Origin of the sequence: Paenibacillus sp. FSL H7-0735 (genome assembly GCF_038008505.1) — a bacterium.
GTDB classification, from domain to species: Bacteria; Bacillota; Bacilli; order Paenibacillales; family Paenibacillaceae; genus Paenibacillus_AQ; species Paenibacillus_AQ odorifer.
In genome coordinates this window covers 424964-441211 of sequence record NZ_JBBOZH010000001.1, presented here as the reverse complement: position 1 = coordinate 441211, position 16248 = coordinate 424964, and the positions used below count along the sequence as shown (strand labels likewise).

Genomic DNA, 16248 nt, shown 5'->3' with positions numbered 1-16248 from the left:
ATGAATTATTGCTGTTTCATTTGTGGTATGAATGTGCCATTGGAAGATAAATTGTAACGGCTGTGCCCACTCCCTTTTCACTAGCTATTGCCACATATCCTCTGTGGGCAGTCACGATTTTTTTGACAATCATGAAGCCAAGTCCATTCCCATCACCTCTGGTCGTGTGAAAGGGCTCCCCTAATTTCTCCAGAACTTCCTTGTTCATACCCTCTCCATTATCGGTAAAGGTAATCACCTGGAATTCATCCTTCACATCAAGAGTTACTGTAATGCTCCCGCCAAAAGGCAAAGCTTCCATTGAATTTCTTAGGATATTCAGGAAAATCTGCTTAATCTGATTGCGGTCACATTCGATCTCAGCATCATAATGGATCTTTGTATTCAACGCTATATTATTCATCTCCACCTGAATCGCGAAGATATTCAATACTTCCAGAAGGATCGTACTACATTGTTCAGTCATATAATGCGCAGCCTGCGGCTTACCCAGAATAAGAAACTCGCTCACAATGAGATTCATTCTTTCCACTTCTGACATAATGAGATCATAATGCAGCAGACGTGAATCTTTATTAGCCAGTTGAAGCATCCCTTTCACCGTAGTCAGGGGATTGCGGATCTCATGTGCAATGCTCATGGCCAGTTGTCCTGCGACCACTAGCTTTTCTGTATTGCGTAGCACTTCTTCCGTTCTTTTCATCTCCGTGATGTTGCGCAAACTTCCAATCACACGCGCTAAGTAACCATTCGCATCGTAAACGGGTAGTACATCTAACATATAATGCTCGAACAACCCGTTTTTCTCCTGAATCACTTCTAACCCGGCACATGCGACATGATGTATGATGACATGTTGAAAGTATGCGCCCACATTCCTAATTTCAAAGACACTAGTTCCAACAACAGACTCTTGATGCTCACCACCCAAATGAAGCATGGCTAAACCGTTCTCATTTATATTCACGACTGTTCCGAATTGATCTGTTATAATTACCCCTAAGTAATTGGTCTCTAGCAAAATCCGATTTAATAATTGCAGCTGAGAATTTCCTCTCCGCAACAAAATCTCACGTTCAATCGAGTCAGCCATCGTACAGAGCAGAGGCAGCAAATGGGGATGGGCTACATCTATATCTGCCATAAATGAAATTGTACCTAAGATTTCCTGCCCATTTTCTTTATAAAATGGAGCCGTACAGCATACTAAATGATGCAAAATATGATGGAAATGGTCTCGTCCTGTCAGCTGGAATGGCCTCTGATATTCAAGGGCTAAAGCGATTGAATTGGTACCCACCTCTTTGTTCATCTGCACGCCTTCTTTGATGCCTACCTGTCCTACGAGATCAATAATCGTCGCATCTCCCTGGAACGCCAATAGATAACCTGCATCATCCGAAATCGTAATTAGGATCGGGTTCCCCTTTACTGAGGACAGAAATTTTTTGACAAAAAATTCGATAACCTCAATCACTTCACTATATACGCTAAGCTGCGCTCCCAATTCATCAGCAGAATATCCCTTTGCAAAGACAGGCGGTTGCTCAGGATCAATTCCTTGGTCTATACAATGCTGATTGGAAGCCTTAATAATGGTCTCATCCGTCAGTATCCCTGTTGTCTCATCCAAAGCCCTTACCCCATTCTGTATGAATCTTCAATTTTGCATTGCATAATTATGTATTCTACCTCTCTCCCTCTAATCCTTTTCAATCCTTAAAAATCAAATAATCCCAATGTTAAAAAATAACTTTCTGCACAAAAAAACTCCACCCCTGTAAAAGAGCGAAGTTTTGGAGGATTATTATTTTCTGTTTTTCTGTTAATGCTTAGTGTCATCCAAAAAAGGTTTATTCACATAATAATACATTACCCCCATCAGTACGCCACCGCCAATTAAATTGCCGATCGTAACGGGGACAAGGTTATGCACCACGCCATACCACGATACCGTTCCGGGATGATCAAGTACAAGCGCAATCGCAAAGGTACACATATTGGCAATACTATGCTCATAGCCGGAGATGAAAAAACAGAATACGAATAAGACCATTGCGAACATTTTGGCCCCATCGCCTTTCATATTCATCGGTATAAAAAAAGCCATACAAACGAGCCAGTTACAAAGAATAGCCCGAAAGAAAAGCTGACCTGCCGGGGCTTCCATCTTATGCTCCACTACATATAGCAAAAATCCGTTTACATCTGAGCTATAGAACAGTCCTGTCAAAAAAATCAGCAAGGCAAAAACGGCAGCTCCAAGAATATTACCGATATAACTCATGATCCACATCCGGACAACCTCAGACCATTTCATTTTCCGTCTAAGTGCCGTGTATGTGTAATAAAAAGTATCTCCGGTGAATAAATCCCCGCCACCAAAAGAAATTAGAATAATAGCCGCTCCGAAAGTAATCGCAGCCATTGGATAAGCAAAGGGGGATTGCTCCATAAAGAAATAGTTGCCTGTCTTAAATGCTACAATTACACCGAATCCGATAAACATACTGGCCAGCATGGCTCTGGCAATATAGCGCATTACGCTTTGCCGGAATATCTTCTGTTTCTTAAGTGCTAAATGTTCAACCTGAAGCAGCGCCTCGTTCTCCATGTGACCTCCTTAGGGATTTTGGTATTTCCAGCTGATTATGGGCTAATCGTACAGCCTTGCGTTATTATACCCAATAACCCGCTGGAAATTACTTGAACCAATTCACGCCAAAAAATCCCTGAATACTTACGGGGAAGCGAAGCTACCTCTTGCTAATTGTCTTCATTCATTTTAGCAATGGCTTCTGCTTTTTCACTGCTGGCGACGATGATAAGCACGAGTATCAAACAGCCTAAAACCATAGCCTATCCCCACTTCCTCCACATGTAGTCTTGTGACAACTTATGTATGTGGATAGGGCTTTATGTTTGGCTACAGCAAACTTCGTTTGATTAGATCGCGTTTACGCCTATACAGCAGGTGAAGCAAACTACCCCATAACCAAAAAAAAACAGAGCAGCGAGCCCCCAGAAACGAAGGCTCACTGCTCTGCTATATTTTTACGGTCTTTTTTTAACTAATTAGTTCAAGAAACTGCTCAGTTGGCTCTCTGCTTCACCTTGTTTCAGCGCCTCAGGCTTGTCCGCTTCATTGAGACCTAGACGATTGCCCAATTGGGTATTGATCGTCGTCATTTTGGATGTATAATCCTGGCAGCTCTCGATAATACGACGGTTTGACTGTTCCGAAGTGTCTAATGCGCTAAGCAGATCGCCGATCGCTTGATTCACGGCTTCCATAGACATGGAAGGTTTGGATAGAAGCTCGGTCGTTTTTTCTGTAGTCGTACGCAGCAAGCGTGCATTTTCTTTAAACTGATCTTCAATCGTCTTATTTGTTGCTTCTACAGCATTGATAACATTCTCCTGATCGGCCAGCGACATCGCAATCATTGCCGACACTGTGATCAGATTAGAGGTCTTATCAATCGCATTATTCACGGAATCGATCAGTTTATCATTATTGTCATTGATGATATCTGTAGCAGCGATCGCTTGATTGTACAATAGAATCATCTCTGTCATGGACTGAATACGAACCATCACTTTACGTAGACCACGCTCCAGATAAGCTTTACGGAACTCATTCTCAGGCTTCGCAATCTCCACCTCGAACAGCTCTTTTAGCTTATTGCCGAAGGCAATTTTGGTCTGCAGGTTATAGATCTCCTCCATAGAGGTACGTTTCAGCTGGCGCATATTTACAATACTCTCTTCGAGGGTATCTCTGCCGTCGCGTAGGCCGGTAACAATCGCATCAATATTCGTGCGGACAGACTGATATTTGTACACATAGTTCTTCATCGGACTCTTCCGCAACATTTTGCCGAAAAAGCTAACATTCTTACTCTGTTGCAGATTTTCACACTCATTCCGCAGCTTCATAATCATGTTAGGCACTTCAACACGCTTACCGGACATCAGGTCATTTACCGGACGATCCAGCAGTTTGAGGGTTTGGCCTGCTTTTTCCTGCGTCTTCACCCCAAGCTTCCCGATATCATCCATTAAAGAATCCAGTGTGACTGTATCTGTTTGGGATACCTTCTCGATCAATTGTGCCGCTTCTTCGACTACCTTTTGTTCATCTTCTTTTTTTAATTGGATCAACTGCGTGGACATGGGTTTCCCTCCTATAATTCGGAACTGCTATACCGCTGATGAATCAGTTCCGCCTTCGTCTGAAGTTCCATCAGGTCTTTATGTTCGATCGTCGAAGCAATATCCGATATTTTGGAATCAACATCTCTTAGACCGTTCAGCAGCGTTCTCCGATTCTTCGTCTTTGCTTCACCACTTAGGCGCAAAAATGGGTTAATCACACCATTCAAATCCTTCAGAATCAATCTGCGGACCGTGTGATTAATATCGCCATTATTGAGCTCCTGCAGCAGCGGAATTACACGTTGAAGTCTCGCAAAAAGCGCCAGTGATTTCTCGACAATTTCATTGTCCAGTGTATCCTTCTGCCCTTCGGAGATAATCATATCTTCCAGAATGCTAAGATACTCAACTACCGGAGCAAATTCCGGTCCAATCTTCGTCGGTTCGGCCTCAGTTCTACCACTATTGCCCGGATTAAATGGTGCAGCATTATTTGCCGCACTATTTAATTGCGGAGCATTTGCAGAGGGAGCTGGAGCAATAGGTACCGTCTCTGGACCTGCTGGCAGCACCTCAGCCGGAAGGTTGGTTCTCGGACTTCTCGTTGCAAGAACCCCTACAGCAGCACCTGCTACAGGCAACAGCAAGGAGAGTAACTCAGGCAGAAAAGAGCTCGTTAATACAGCGACAACATAGCCAATACCGGCATACAGCAATATTTTCGATTTAAATTTAATTTTTCTCACCTCTTGTGAGCGAGATTGCGAACGCTCAATTCACGGGATCCGAAATTACGGATTCGCCGTTTATTTTCATAATTAGCGGCTGCTCTACATGGCTGGCAAGCACATTATCGCCGAACTCCGCAGGCTGTACCTCTCCGCCGAGTGCACTTTTGACAGCCAGGTATGGAAAGTTAATTCCAGACAGACAAGAAATATGAAGACCTCCAGACATCCGGGGGTTAATCTCCAGCAGTTTAGGAATTCCACCACTATACTTCATTTGAATATTGAAATTGAAAGGTATTTTATATACCTCTGCTACCCGAGAAGCGATCTCCTCCAGCTCCGGAATATGCTCCATCAGCCGCAGACGGCCGCCAGCTTTACGACGGGGCACAGCCGCTAACAGTCTGCCGTTCTCATCTGACAAGCAATCTATACTGTATTCATAACCTTCCAGCAATTCCATCACCATAAGTTCAGGGAATGTAGCTTCACTTCCCAGAATACGATAAGCCTCTTCGAAGGATATCAGCGGTGTTACATGACCAAACAGCTCCTGCAGAGGACTACGTGTGTTATCAATGATACGGAAGCCGAGGCCCCCCTCTGTCTCCGTAGGTTTAAAGCATACGCGATGCCCTTTGGCTACAAGATCATGATAAGCCTCTTTGAACTGCTCTGCTGTACTGACCACATGATAATCAGGAATTGTCATAATCCCGGTTTCCTTAACACTTTCGTAGAACTTACCCTTATCCATGATGGTCTCCAACAAGTCCAAATCTCTACAGACCAGAACCTTGGTACCAATCGCATCAAACATAGCAGCATGCAAAGCTATATCCAGCATATGTAACCGTGGAATAAAGATATCGATCTCATTGCGGCGACAGAAATCCACACAAAATTGAACATATTCTATTCCAGTCAGTGCCGGTTCAGTCCCAGCAACATCAGCCCCTTGAAGTGACATATGGTGAATATCTGGGTGCGTGGCGAAGATTTGTACAGGAACGCCATCCTCATTATTGCGGATGAGATTCATATAATGGTAAGCGACGGAAAACCAGCGATTGAAATAAATGTTTACCTTTTTCATAGTGGCCCAACTCCCAATACGGTTAAGTTATTATAGATCATGTTTACATACTGTAGAATTTCATCACCAGCAAAAACACCCGCTTGCTTCGTAAAGGGATACCTTGATTTTACAAGACCACTCTGCTGCTCTGCAAATATTTCTCCATGACAAGGAGCAATCGCATAGTCCGCACTTTCTAGTAAACTCTTATCCAACAAGGAATCTCCCGATGCTACCATCGGTTCTGACCGAACCGTCCGGCGTACATAAACAATCGCATCACTTTTATTTACAGCGGCAGGAACGACATATAGCTTGCGCCCTTGTAAGGATACCCGCCAGCCCAAATCGTATAATCGCTCTGCCAGATTCGTAATCTCATCCATAGGTAATAAATCACGTACTACCACAAAGGTATAGAATAAATCATCACAATACCGCTCACTAATGATCCATTCCTCGTGCACTACAGACCTAACGTGCATTCTAACTTCTTCTGCCGCAGCCGATTCATTTTGAACAAGCCTGCCCACAGAAGCTCTCCAGCTCTTATCCACTTCGCCACCAATCAGAATATTCCCGCCATTACTAGTAATCGCGTAGTCTGGAATAATCGTGTCTTGAAACAGATTAATACGCTTATACTGCGCGATTGTACGTGTTGTAACGGGCATAAAGATAATACGGGAAGTAAGCTCCATCAGATCAGCCAATGCTTTTTGGGAAATGTATGAAACCGTCTTGCCATCCACAACCTCCGCAGGAACCAGGCCCGGAGTATTCTCCGGGACACCGATTGCATTTAGGGAATAGATTAACGTTCGGTCCAAATCACTGGCATAGATCATTCCGTCTCACCTCTCAGCGGTTTAATAATCCCGCAACAGGAATAGGTGAGTCCAGGGAATACTTCTACTGGAACCCCCCTATCCTCTGCTAAGAGAATAATATGACGGAGATTTGGATTATCCATAGTATCGACAAGAATCTTCCACGGTACTCTGCGCAGCAGCACTCGGGTTGTTTCTCCGACTCCGGGCTTGACCAAATTGATGTTATCTATGCCGAACACTTCTTGAATACTCTGAATATCACGCAGCCCCTGCCATGTAATTTCTGGCGGGGATTGCTGCATCTGTTCAGCAATCGCTTGTGCTTCTTCCGCAACGGAGGAGAAATACGGGCAGATCGCCGCAATGAATACATTAGATACATCCGTATCGAGCCATTCCTTGTAGAATTTAGCCCCATGGAATTCTTCCGGACCGATTAAATCGTCGCGTAGCACTGTCCGGCTCATCAGCCCTGACACCGTAGAATTGAGGCATGCACTAGGAATAAGATAATCCTCTCTAGTACCGAACGTGCCTGAACAGTTCCCGGGATCAGCCAATACGGCCAGGTCATCATTTAGCCGAATGCCATATTTCTCATACAGGCTGTTGCACGCTTCAATCAATACCTGGCGAATAGCTCCTTTCCCCGTCCATCCATCGACAAACTGCAAATCAGCGTCAAGCCCGTGCTTTTGCAGAATATAGAGGATTGCGTTCTCATCAATCCCCTTGCCCCGAATGATAGAGATACTATAATGCGGCAAATCAGCATCATATCGCTCTTGGATATAACGCTTAATCAGTACACTAATTGGTGTTCCCGCTCTTGCCAAAGAGACTAACACCGTATCAAGTCCCCGTTGAGCGACAATCATCTCAGAGACTACCGCTACTGCTAGAGCGACCTTCTCCGCAGATTGCTCCAGCGTCTCGTGAAATAACTCAATATACTGCTCAGTAGGCTGATATTCCACGGGCAGCATCTCAGAGTAGTGTACACCTGATTGAATGGCGGCCTCTCTTTCGTCAGTCGCCCGCTCCAGTGAAACATCGCTCAGATCCTTAAGCAAAAATATAACATCTGACGGAGAATAGCTGCCTAGCGGAACCGGTTCGGCTATACTTCTATTTAGAATTTCTTCAGTTACTGTTCCCTTCATAGGTAGGGCCTCCACTTCTTCTTTCCGAGGTCAGTACAATAAGATGCACTTTATGGCGGGCCAGTTTCTTCAGTATATCAAGCATAGGTTTCATACGCTCATGCGGTACATCACGCTCAATCAGCACAAATATATCATCGTATTGACCAGGAGCTATATTATAAATAAAGTTTGTGATTTCCGGGTCACCAGCTGAAGGATACGCAGCAGCACTATGTACCCCATAATCCGGCCGACGCTCAGGGTGGATTGGACTTCTTGTGGAAGACTGGTAAGCAATCCCTTCCCCTATTTCCGCCGCCACTCTCATCGGAAGATACATAAATTCTCCTACACCCATTACCAAGGCTTTCGGTCCTCTACGCAATTGCCGCAGCTGCTCAGCTATTCGTTTCACACCCTGATCAAGCTCCAGATTATCCCGTGACTCAATTCCGAAGCGTCCACTATATTTCATATACGGCGCTGTGTTGATCTCACCATAAGAATCCATAGAGGATACCTCCAGTCGTTCCATTCCATCTTGAGCATAAGTGGTTACAACCTCACACTCTAAAGCAGCCTCTCTATCCAGCTGCTCTGTATCCTTATTAAACACCGGTGAACCTATCACTTCAATATTCCCTTGTAGCAGACATAACGACTTAATGCGAATCCCCAGCTCCTGTTCAAGCTCACTATAGTGTTGAAGATTGCTGCCGCTTCTCCAGTCCAGAAGAGAGACTACCACATATTCCTCCCGCGGGAACTTTGATTGAATATCTCGAATCGTATTAATCGCGGTTTTTCCGGTCGTAATCTCGTCATCTACCAATATAATGGGCTCTGTCCCAGATAAGAGTTCCGTATCCAAGGCATAACATAGATGATCAACTGCATGGGAATGCTCTTCTACAAAACTTACAACAGACTCCAAATCAGGAATATGCTCACGCGTAGTATGAATATAGGATGCCTGCTCAGCAAAGATGTTGTACACACTGTGACCCAATGCAGTTGCCGTTTCTGCGAATCCAATAAAAACCACAGGCTTGGGCAAAACCAGTCGGGCCGCTAGCAATTGTTGATAGGCTTCCTTAGCAAATTCAGGATGAATCAGCCCATGAACCGCCATATCCAATAACTCTGTCATACGATCACTATCCACGGAATCGCCGTTCATCTCCTGATATAACAGCAGCGCCAACGCTGCTCCGCTTAGAAGTGAAGTATACGGATCGACGGGGATATGCTTGCCAAGCACCTTACTGACAAACAGAAAAGTTCGTTTTTTATTAATTCGCGCCGCCATAGAAAATAAAGAATCCAGAGGCATATGAAAGGGGTTAAAGGTTTCGGTTACATTCACTTGCAGGTTCTCGACTATGTTATACGTGCGTAAATTCGTTTTCGGGTAATAATCCGACAAAATGCTGTTGTTCATGTAACACCCCGTATATTTGAGATCGTAGTAAAATTCGTCTTGCCCAATTCAGATGGGGCTTAATTTCGTTCATTTTATTAAAATATTGACTCTTAAACACGCCCAGACTGCCATCATTACTTTCTACAATGCTTAAAGCGTCAACGTATTCCTCATGCATCACCGTATACATCGCCTGAACAGGTCTAAGGTGAGAAGGATGAATAATCGTCTTACCCACAATTCCATTCTCTTTATCCAAAATAACCTCACGAATTAGCCCGTCCACACTGCTCGAGATATAGCTATTCCGCATATCACGGCCGTTTTTGCCGTAAGTATCCTCAAATGGCGTCTGCCGCAGCTGCGGCCGGAGAACTCGATGACCTTTATTCGCAAAATACTCCCAGACGGGTCCTGAGATCACATATCCCTCTTCAACCCGCCCAAACACATTGATAATGTCCGAGATACAGTCACGGATAGGGGTAAGATCATAAATACTAACATCAGGACTGCGACGCAGTCCGAACAGACTGGAGAAATCCGTTGCCCCAATTCTGACGTTTAGGACAAGTTCACGGTAATTACGGAGTAAATCACGGATAGATAGCAGACTGTCCACTCGACTTTCCCGATAAATAATAGGTGCAGTTTCCAAGATTGGCATCCCGTAAAGCACAGGATCATTATAACCACGCGTATTGTTGTACTCAGCTAACGTTTCAAAATATTGAATTCCATTGTCTACAGAGAACTTAGGAAATACAAACCCTGTTAACATCGTTACCAAGGATCCCAAGCGGAAAATCATTTGCCGGAGTTGGTCCGGGTTACGTACTCGTATAAAAAGAAGCGGGAGGCTGTTCGATGAATCCAGCTCATTTTCTGCGTAAGCAGCTAGATAAATGAGATGTTGGATAATAGACTCCTCTGCATTGTCAACCTGGTCATCTCCGATTGCGTCCTCCAGATCTATAATAACCGTCACTAGACCTGCATTTTTGAGCTTAATGATGTCTTCTGCAACACTTGCACGGGTAGCCGGCATATAGAGGGCAGCGCCGACAGCGTAGGCTAGCAGTTCCTTGTTCGTGGTATGATCAAATGAGATAGGCGGAGTGTAAAACAAAGAGATTTCTTGTTCTTTCGTCAGGTAATCGAAGTATCTCAAATCGGTTCCCCCTTATAGTTTTGCGAAGCCAAGCAAAACAAGCGTAGACCTCTCCTCATAGAGAGTGTCAGAACCGGCAATACTCTCCCTTGGGGATGGCATCTTGGCTCTCTCAAATATAAGTGAAGGCCTACGCTATAACATATACGATTACCTGAAAGAAGCAGGCGTTTCTATTCTTGCATGATCGGCTCCGACTTCTCTATGGTGCAATTACTTTTTTAATCATGCACTTTTATGGGCATCTTTTTTCTTACGTCTAGCACTATAGAGGATCGTACCCACGAATACCGCTATAAGGATTGTAAAGAATACGACATGCGGCAATTCAAAACCAAAAGCACCCGCTAGCATCTTACCCGCAATAATGGCGATAAGCAGGAACGCTGCCTGTTCCAATTCAGGGAATTTATCAATAAGCTTCAAGAATACCTGCGCTACTCCGCGCATCATCAGAACCCCTAAGATACCACCCATAAAGAGAACCCAAACCTGATCGCTAAGTCCAAATGCTGCAATAACACTGTCAATACTGAAAGCAATATCCATTAATTCAACAAGGAGAACCGTCTTCCAAAAAGAAGTGCCTTTATTCTCCGTATGCTCTTCGCCACTGCCCTTAAATAAACCTTTATATGCGATATAAAAGAGATACAGTGCACCAAGAACCTTAACCAAAGTAAACTTAATAAGAAATGTCCCTAGTCCAATGGCCAGGAATCTGAACAAATAAGCCCCTAAGATACCGTAGAAAAGAGCCTTTTTCTGCTGCTCCTTAGGTAGATGCTTAACCATAACGGCAAGCACAAGCGCATTATCTGCTGAGAGCAAACCTTCTAGTAGAATTAAGCTTCCGATAATCCCCCAGCTCACAGGATCAGAGAGCGTGCCTACTACATCACTCCATGAGAAAAAATGCCCGTAATTCTCACTAATATTTCTAAAAAAATCTGCGAACCAATCCATTACACTTTGCGCCTCCGGTAAAATCGATTATTTGCTGCCCGCAACCCAGCGCAGCCCCCAGCCATAGGCTTCATCCATCTCACGATGACCACTGTAATATTGCACCAGCCGTTCAACACTAAATGTTTCATTGCTTACATTCCGGAATAACGCAATGGCACACATCCCTTTTCGGTTGTTATGCTCGTCCAAATTTACAATGATATCAGGTCCTCCGCCTTGTTTGATGGTGACAACTCCATCGGCCTCTGACCAGTTAGTTACCCCTTTATAAATAAAGGAAAACACTAGAATGCGTTCAATCTCGGAAATTTTGATACCATTTATACGCAAATTCTCACCAGTAGTTACGGAGCCTGTCCGGTCATCCCCATCAAGCATGACATAAGGAGGTTGATTTAGTGAGCCAAAGGCATTACCTAACGCTTGTACCACTCCTTTACTGCCATTCTTCAGTTCATACAGACAAGCAAGATCTAGGTCTATACCATTTTTACGACTAAAGAGTCCGCCCTGCTTCTGGTTCCAGTTGAGATTAATCAACAGTTCCCCTAGATCACCACTAGCTGATTTTTTCAAATTGATGGAATCGCCTTTTTTCTTCAGCTCGATTTTCTTCAAGTTGAGATTCATTGGCGAAGGCGGAGGTGTCGGTGGAGAGCTCTCTTCACGTTTCACTGGCTGCGCAGGCGGCGTTGCGAAGATTTGTGGTGGAATCTGCGGCTTAACCTCCGGCTGTGGAGCAGCAGCAGGAGCAGGCTCCTCGTTCGCTTCAATACCGAAGTTGCTGCATATCTCTTTCAAACCTCCGGCAAACCCCGCTGCAATGGCACTGAACTTCCATTCACTGTTATATCTATATAATTCCCCTACCACAATGGCCGTTTCCACGGAGAAAAGATTGTCGAGATCACATCGGAGCAGTTCCGCACCTGTCACTTGATTGAGAATCCGAAAATAGGCCTGACTAACTTGCCCAAAACTTTGACCCCTTTTCTCCCCATCATAGATGGTAAGCGTAAAGGCAATCTTCATCACATCGGAAGGAATCTTATCCAATTGAACTTCGAATTGCTTGCGGTCATTGAATCCTGGCACATCCTTATACCTAATATAAGATGTGGCTGGATTATTATAAAATATCAGATCCTCGTCTTTACTTACTTTACCCTCTGATCCAAGCAGGAAAGCAGAGCTGTCAATCTCCAGAGCAGCCGGAGCATTCCAGCCGATCTCTACGATTATAGAATGAAGTCCAGCATTTCCTTTGGTCAGATCAGCTTTTTGCCCTTTGACTACGTTAACACTCATTCTTACGCCACCTTTATAAATGGAGTAAACCAACTAATAATTTTGTAAAAAAGAACCCCACAAAGTGGAGTCTGTACTGCTCTAAATATTTAGAAAAAGGGCAGGATCGGTAATGACCCCGCCCACTTGGATGTTATTGCGCGTCCAGTCCATAGTTTTTGCATAAAGCGCTTAGACCGCCGGCAAAGCCACTACCAATCGCCTGGAACTTCCAATCCGCACCATTGCGGTAGAACTCACAGAATACAACAGCTGTTTCAGTTGAGAAGTCTTCACCTAGATCAAAGCGGAGCACTTCACGATCGTTAGAAGCATCTACTACACGTACAAAAGCATTGGAGACTTGTCCAAAGTTTTGTGCCCGAGTTTCATAATCATAGATCGTTACCGTAATTCCGATACGCTGGATATGAGCAGGGATTTTGCTAAAATCCACAATAATTTGCTCGTCATCTCCATCACCCTCACCCGTACGGTTATCACCTGTATGAGTCAGGGAGCCATTGCCACCCGATGGATTGTTATAGAATACAAAATCATCGGAGCCCTTGGCTTTGCCATCTTCATGCAGTAGAAAGGCTGAAGCATCAAGGTCAAAATCTTGGCCGCCGCTATACTTATTAGTATCCCAGCCCAATCCTACCACTACCTTCGTCAAACCCGGATTAGTCTTGGTAAGATCAATCCGTTGCCCTTTAGAGAGACTGATCGTCACTGACAAAACCTTCTTTCATTTATTAATTCAATTCAACTTTAGCATGCAGAACGAAATTTATTGCAGGCCGTAGTCGCGAGTCAAACCGCTTAAGCCGTCTTTGTAGCCACTGCCGATAGCATTGAACTTCCATTCTGCACCGTTACGATACAATTCACCAACAACTACGCCAGTTTCAATGGAGAAATCCTCGCCGAGGTCGAAACGAATCAATTCTTCATTGTTCAGATCGTTTACGATACGTACGTATGAACGGGAGACTTGTCCAAAGTTTTGGCTTCTTGCTTCAGCATCATAAATTGTAATAGTAAAAGCTACTTTGTCCACATCAGCAGGGATGTTCTGAAGATCCACTTGAACCTGCTCATCATCACCATCGCCTTCACCTGTACGGTTATCTCCGGTATGAACAACAGAAGCATTCTCATTTTGCTTGTTATTGAAGAAAATGAAGTTGGTTTCTTTATCAACTTTACCACTAGCATTGGTCAAAAAGACGGATACGTCCAAATCGAAATCTTTTCCGCCATCATATTTATTAGTATCCCAGCCAAGACCTACAGTGATTTTGGATAGACCTGGGTTTCCTTTTGTTAAATCGATCTTTTGACCTTTGGATAGATTAATTGCCATGATTACATACCTCTTTTCTTATATTTGGATTATACGTAGCGTTCTGCAAGTTGATTGATATGAGCGGCGTGGCTGCCTTCACCAATTGCAGCGAACTTCCATTCTCCACCTTGGCGGTAAAGCTCTCCACAAATAAGTGCCGTAAAACCTGTGTAGTTGTCTGACAAGTTGAATTTAATCAACTCACTATTCCCGGCAGCATTTATTACCCGAATATACGCTGATTTGATCATTCCAAAATCCTGTTTGCGATTCACCGCATCGTAAATGTTAACGACAACCAGAACCTTATGAACATCGGCAGGAATAGCTTTCAAATTAACCATGATTTGCTCGTCATCTCCGTCGCCTTCACCCGTCAGATTATCTCCGGAATGAATGACCGAGTTGCAAGGACTTTGCTTGTTGTGGAAGCAGATCAGGTTACCCTTCTTAGTTAGCTTACCATCCTCATTCAGCAGCAAAGCTGAAGCATCACAATCAATGTTAGCCTGCTTTTTGACACCGAAAAATCCCTTTTTAGCCTCTACCGGATCCCAGCCTAAGCCAACTATTACATTGGATAAGCCCGCATTACCTTTAGTCAAATCAATCTTTTGACCTTTTACCAGATTAATTCCAGCCAAATCAACGTACCTCCGTTTCCGATAAAACTATTATCTGTTAGTCTAGCTTTTAGGTGTTATATCAGTGATACGATAAAGAATAAATTACGTTTCAACGAACTTTTATCTATGACTTCACCTAATTTATAAACTGAATTCGCTAGGGTTTAATCCTAAGACGCCACAAATATTCCGCACAACTGCTTTTTCATAATCATCAAAATCACCATCAGCCGAACCAATTGCCGAGCATACACCCACGATAAGACGTCCCGCTTCTGGCTTGCCGCTAAACTTCGCAATGGCTTTCAAAGCCTCTTGTTTCCCTATTTCCGGAGAGAACTCGAAGTTACTAACATAATGGTTGAATTGAGCAATGACATCTCTCATGTCAAACACTTTCAATTCATTACTTAGATTTATATAACCAACCATTTTATTTTTCTCTGCATCTTCTATTTTACCGTCAGCCGCAGCCACCAAAGCGCAGCCTGCAACTATCGCGTTCATGAAGTCTTTATTTTTGAATTTTTTCACTTGATCTGTTAGTCCGTTTTTGGTTGTGTTTAACCAGTTTTTAAATGTGCTCATCGTATTTCTCCCTCTATCACTGCAAGATTATGATAACAAAAGATATCTCCAGAGCCTCCTCTCCACGTTCCGACAGATTTTGCATATAAATCCCTGAATTAACCGTTACTCTTCTAATATACCTGATAAAATAACAAGATTCTACTTTCCACTAAATTACAGTACCTTTGATAGAAAGGATCGTGTCCGTTCTTGCTTAGGATTTTCGAACAGCTGCTCCGGACTTCCTTCTTCCACAATCTCACCTTGTTCCATAAACAGCACACGATCCCCCACCTCACGCGCAAATCCCATCTCATGTGTCACCACGACCATCGTCATCCCCTCACGGGCCAGTTCCTTCATCACCGCCAGCACTTCCCCTACCATCTCCGGGTCAAGCGCTGAGGTTGGCTCGTCAAAGAGCATAATTTGGGGCTCCATAGCCAGCGCCCTTGCAATCGCTACCCGCTGAGCCTGCCCCCCAGACAATGAGGCTGGATACATCTCTGCCTTTTCACTTAGGCCTACTTTTTGCAGCAGCTCCAGCGCTTTTTGCCGTGCTTTATCCGGAGACCATTTACGCACCTGAACCGGCGCCAGCATAATGTTCTCTATAACCTTCATATGAGGAAATAGATTAAACTGCTGAAACACCATCCCAAGCTCTGTACGGATATCGTTAATCTTCGTACTCGCCGCCATCAAAGAAGTGCCTTCAATTACAATCTCGCCCCCCTGCGGCTGCTCCAGTAAATTAAGGCAACGCAAAAAGGTGGATTTACCCGATCCGGACGGCCCAATAACCACCACTACCTCCTGACTGAAAATATCGATACTTATGTCGGCCAGCACCGTATTTGTTCCAAATGATTTATGTAAGTTCCGTACTGAAATCATAGGCTCCAT

General features: G+C 44.1%; 16 protein-coding genes. All 16 read right to left on the bottom strand.

Translation table 11 applies throughout. The features are described 5' to 3' along the window. Positions 1–16 precede the first annotated feature (16 nt). Complete coding sequence (locus tag NSS82_RS02020) at positions 17–1633, bottom strand: ATP-binding protein (RefSeq protein WP_036687435.1); 1617 nt, start codon at positions 1631–1633, stop codon at positions 17–19. 192 nt (positions 1634–1825) lie between these two features. Continuing rightward, the gene (locus tag NSS82_RS02015) at positions 1826–2614 is read right to left on the bottom strand and encodes a formate/nitrite transporter family protein (protein WP_076101186.1); all 789 of its coding nucleotides are present in this window, start codon (positions 2612–2614) and stop codon (positions 1826–1828) included. Positions 2615–3075: 461 nt separating this feature from the next. Further along, positions 3076–4176: a toxic anion resistance protein gene (locus NSS82_RS02010; protein WP_036687432.1), complete on the bottom strand. Its 1101-nt coding sequence runs from the start codon at positions 4174–4176 to the stop codon at positions 3076–3078. Positions 4177–4187: 11 nt separating this feature from the next. Further along, positions 4188–4904 carry a hypothetical protein gene (locus NSS82_RS02005; protein ID WP_370510591.1) on the bottom strand — a complete coding sequence of 239 codons (717 nt, stop codon included), beginning with the start codon at positions 4902–4904 and terminating at the stop codon, positions 4188–4190. A 25-nt stretch (positions 4905–4929) separates the two neighbouring features. Then, complete coding sequence (locus NSS82_RS02000) at positions 4930–5985, bottom strand: ATP-grasp domain-containing protein (protein WP_036687430.1); 1056 nt, start codon at positions 5983–5985, stop codon at positions 4930–4932. Next, positions 5982–6815, bottom strand: a complete 834-nt coding sequence (locus NSS82_RS01995; RefSeq protein ID WP_038568311.1) for an HAD family hydrolase — start codon at positions 6813–6815, stop codon at positions 5982–5984. The genes NSS82_RS02000 and NSS82_RS01995 overlap by 4 nt, the downstream gene beginning before the upstream one ends. After that, positions 6812–7963, bottom strand: coding sequence for a cysteine protease StiP family protein (locus NSS82_RS01990; RefSeq protein ID WP_076274110.1), 1152 nt, complete (start codon positions 7961–7963; stop codon positions 6812–6814). The genes NSS82_RS01995 and NSS82_RS01990 overlap by 4 nt, the downstream gene beginning before the upstream one ends. Then, positions 7944–9386 carry a phosphoribosyltransferase family protein gene (locus NSS82_RS01985; protein ID WP_081386804.1) on the bottom strand — a complete coding sequence of 481 codons (1443 nt, stop codon included), beginning with the start codon at positions 9384–9386 and terminating at the stop codon, positions 7944–7946. The genes NSS82_RS01990 and NSS82_RS01985 overlap by 20 nt, the downstream gene beginning before the upstream one ends. Continuing rightward, positions 9331–10539: an HpcH/HpaI aldolase/citrate lyase family protein gene (locus NSS82_RS01980; RefSeq protein WP_232061116.1), complete on the bottom strand. Its 1209-nt coding sequence runs from the start codon at positions 10537–10539 to the stop codon at positions 9331–9333. Before NSS82_RS01980 ends, NSS82_RS01985 begins: the two co-directional genes overlap by 56 nt. Before the next feature lie 225 nt (positions 10540–10764). Then, the gene (locus tag NSS82_RS01975) at positions 10765–11505 is read right to left on the bottom strand and encodes a TerC family protein (RefSeq protein WP_036687425.1); all 741 of its coding nucleotides are present in this window, start codon (positions 11503–11505) and stop codon (positions 10765–10767) included. 27 nt (positions 11506–11532) lie between these two features. Next, complete coding sequence (locus tag NSS82_RS01970) at positions 11533–12816, bottom strand: TerD family protein (protein WP_076274111.1); 1284 nt, start codon at positions 12814–12816, stop codon at positions 11533–11535. 133 nt (positions 12817–12949) lie between these two features. Further along, positions 12950–13531, bottom strand: coding sequence for a TerD family protein (locus tag NSS82_RS01965; protein WP_076134804.1), 582 nt, complete (start codon positions 13529–13531; stop codon positions 12950–12952). A gap of 57 nt (positions 13532–13588) precedes the next feature. After that, the gene (locus NSS82_RS01960) at positions 13589–14164 is read right to left on the bottom strand and encodes a TerD family protein (RefSeq protein WP_076134803.1); all 576 of its coding nucleotides are present in this window, start codon (positions 14162–14164) and stop codon (positions 13589–13591) included. 29 nt (positions 14165–14193) lie between these two features. Beyond that, positions 14194–14790 carry a TerD family protein gene (locus NSS82_RS01955; protein WP_076134802.1) on the bottom strand — a complete coding sequence of 199 codons (597 nt, stop codon included), beginning with the start codon at positions 14788–14790 and terminating at the stop codon, positions 14194–14196. Positions 14791–14913: 123 nt separating this feature from the next. Next, positions 14914–15360 carry a tellurite resistance TerB family protein gene (locus NSS82_RS01950; protein WP_076185595.1) on the bottom strand — a complete coding sequence of 149 codons (447 nt, stop codon included), beginning with the start codon at positions 15358–15360 and terminating at the stop codon, positions 14914–14916. Between the two features lie 156 nt (positions 15361–15516). Further along, positions 15517–16239: an amino acid ABC transporter ATP-binding protein gene (locus NSS82_RS01945; protein ID WP_076274144.1), complete on the bottom strand. Its 723-nt coding sequence runs from the start codon at positions 16237–16239 to the stop codon at positions 15517–15519. Positions 16240–16248 lie beyond the last annotated feature (9 nt).